The organism is Flavobacteriales bacterium (genome assembly GCA_013214975.1).
Taxonomy (GTDB): Bacteria; Bacteroidota; Bacteroidia; order DT-38; family DT-38; genus DT-38.
Genome location: JABSPR010000228.1, coordinates 1 through 2,824 on the forward strand (window position 1 = coordinate 1; position 2,824 = coordinate 2,824).

The window sequence follows — 2,824 nt, forward strand, 5'->3', positions numbered from 1 at the left end:
CATATTTCCGATATAGATTTTTCACCCTTTAGGCCTTCTAAAATTATTCTGATCTTCTCTTCTGATGAGAACTTTCTACGTGTTTGACGTCGAATGTCCTTAACTACAGCTTCTGCTGACTTCTTTTTTGGTCTTCCCATTATTATACATTTAAAGGTTTTTAAAGTTCCTCAAAGCATGCTTTGAAGGTATTAATACTATCACTTAACTTTATCCCTTTAGTGGTACCCTTTGGTCTGACTCTTTACACTGACATGCTTGTTCCATCTCCTAGAGTAAATCCAGAAACACCGTATTCAATTTCATATGTTGCCCCTGCATTTTCTGATGACCAAAGAATATCTGCCGAGCTAGCATCTACGGGGGCAATGTTTTGTGATTCATTGTTATCACATATATTATCAACTAAAATTTCTAATTCAAAATCTCCAAGAGCATTAAGATTGTAACCAGATACATAGATCAAGTATGTCTCTTCGTCTGTTGCCAATATAGAAATATCCGGATTTGCGCTTCCGCAATTATTATCATCATCTTAAGCTTCAACACAGGTTAAGGCACCACAGGTGCCACTGTATACTTCAATCACCATGTCACTGACTGTGTTACAAAGATTAAGTTCGATTTCTTCGTTTGCTGTTGCTGTATAGGATAGCCAAACTCCTTGTTTACTAAATCCGCATTCAGTAGGACTATCATCTCCTGTTGCATTCTCATTAGTGCTATTGTATGTACCTAAAGAAACAGTTATTGCATTAGCACATAAATCGTTCGACGGAGCTGTCTGTGCAAACCCGGAAAGAGTTATAGCTGCACACAAGAAAGAAAGGAGGATAGATTTTTTCATCTTGAATAGATTTGAAGATTATAAGGGGTGTAAATATAAAAGGAATTGCCATTATAGCTGGATTTCAGGCAGCATATTATTGATTTTCATTGTCTTATAAGTAACGGTTCGTTTTGAATCGCGACAAACTAAAACTCTCACATTATGAAAGTTATATTTATCATCATTTCCGTTTTCCTTTTTTTCTCTTCCGTTAAGGCCAAGAATGTAGTAATTCCGGATGCAGCTTTTAAAAAATTACTCATTGCAGATTCTACGGAATCTGGGATTAATACCAACGGCGATGGGGAAATTCAGATGTCGGAAGCTAAAAAATATTCTGGTGCGATACGTGCCACCAAGAAGGGAATCAGAGATCTTTAAAAATATTTCGGAATTATACCTGGGTTCAAATTTTATTTCGACACTAGATTTATCTCAAAATAAAAAACTTAAGTACATAAATGTGAAGAGTAATCCATTGTCGAGTTTAGACCTTCGAAAGCATAAAAATCTAGTGGAATTAGAGGCCAGCGATGCGGCTCTCAAAACCCTTAAATTGCCTGTTAGATCTAAGAAATTAAAATAGGTATATTGTTACAATAATGCGATTGTTTCAATAAATGTGTACGGCTGTGATATCAACATTCTAGCCAGTTTCAATACATCAAAAAATTTAGGTTGAAAGAAGCGCTCAATTTCATTATTATTAGAAATAAAAATGGTAGTTGGTTTTGGAAACGATTTTATAAAAAATAACAAACATTCCTCGATTATTTAAACCTAATCTCTTTACTTTTAACATTTATAACCTTAATACGTAGAAGCGTGTAGGTTATGATGAATTGTTATCCGTTAATTTATAGATTTTTAGCACCTAAATCAGCATGGGTTTTTATATATTTAATAGCTAAGTTTCAGTCAAATGCAATTTAAAGTTACTTTTTTATATAAAGTATATCCTATGAATGTAGGTAATGGAATAAAATTGCTATTTAGTATCCTATTAATACTGAGTGGTACACCTCAGTTATCTGCTCAATGTCCCATAGTTACTTCGACTGGAATTTTTTCTGCAGATGACGATGAAATTATAACTACCTACCATTCAACCTTAGCTAGAGTATCCTCAGGATATATTGCTTGGGGTGAGGATATGGATTCTGATGGATCTGATGCAACTGAGATAATTGAGATAATTCCAGCAAATGGGTATAATTATACCGGCGATATTATAAACATTGCTGTTTCTGGTAACGCTGGTGCTCAAGGTTTTTTATCTACCACAGATGATTTTTACGTTTGGGGTGCGGTTGGAGAAGTAGTCGATGGTGACTTTACCGGTGGAAATGCTTTTCAGGCAATGATAGGTGTACCCTTTGCACCTGGAGATGTGCTTAACATGCACGCTAGTTCTGATGTGCTTTTTGTGCTATTAACTACGGGTGAGATTTGGGTTGCTACAACAGGAGTCACTGCACCTAATGGAACAGATGATGCCGATGGTGATATTTGGCACCAGGTGGAAACCTCATCTGGAAATCCTCTTACCGGAGTCATCCAGGTTACAGGAAATAAAACAGCCGCATTTGCCCTTCTTGCAAACGGAGACATTTATGCATGGGGAAATAATGTAGAGCTAGGTAATGGAGGCGTGTTACAAAATTTAGATTTCGCAACTATAATGACAGCTGCTCCTTCTCCTCCAACATATATTTCCGCAATTTTTGGTGATAACAATGACCCTGGCTTATTGGCTTTAGGAACTGATCAGAAAGTTTATGGAGTTGGTGATAATACAGATGGAGAAATAATCACAACTGGTATTGGTGTTGTTAGCTCATGGGTAGCTATACAAGATGCCACAGGCAGTGCGGACTTAACAGATGTTTTGTTTTTAGCAACCAGCCATACTTCGGAAGATTATCCGGGAGCAGCAGTTATTACAGCCGGGGCAACTCCAGATGATCCAAATCTTTTATATACCTGGGGGCAAAA

General features: G+C 36.7%; 5 protein-coding genes. 2 read left to right on the plus strand and 3 right to left on the minus strand.

The window, feature by feature from the left end:
- From HRT72_07600 to HRT72_07610, 3 genes are all read right to left on the minus strand, one after another.
- Positions 1-140 (minus strand): hypothetical protein (locus HRT72_07600; protein NQY67571.1); only part of this gene is annotated, 140 nt, incomplete at its 3' end.
- Positions 141-244: 104 nt separating this feature from the next.
- Positions 245-490, minus strand: coding sequence for a hypothetical protein (locus HRT72_07605; protein ID NQY67572.1), 246 nt, complete (start codon positions 488-490; stop codon positions 245-247).
- A gap of 45 nt (positions 491-535) precedes the next feature.
- Positions 536-847, minus strand: coding sequence for a hypothetical protein (locus tag HRT72_07610; GenBank protein ID NQY67573.1), 312 nt, complete (start codon positions 845-847; stop codon positions 536-538).
- A gap of 144 nt (positions 848-991) precedes the next feature.
- On the opposite strand from HRT72_07610, the gene HRT72_07615 reads away from it, so the two are divergent.
- A complete protein-coding gene (locus tag HRT72_07615; GenBank protein NQY67574.1) occupies positions 992-1,210 on the plus strand; it encodes a hypothetical protein in 219 nt (72 codons plus the stop codon).
- Positions 1,211-1,751: 541 nt separating this feature from the next.
- Positions 1,752-2,824: hypothetical protein (locus HRT72_07620; protein NQY67575.1), on the plus strand; the 1,073-nt coding region annotated here is incomplete at its 3' end.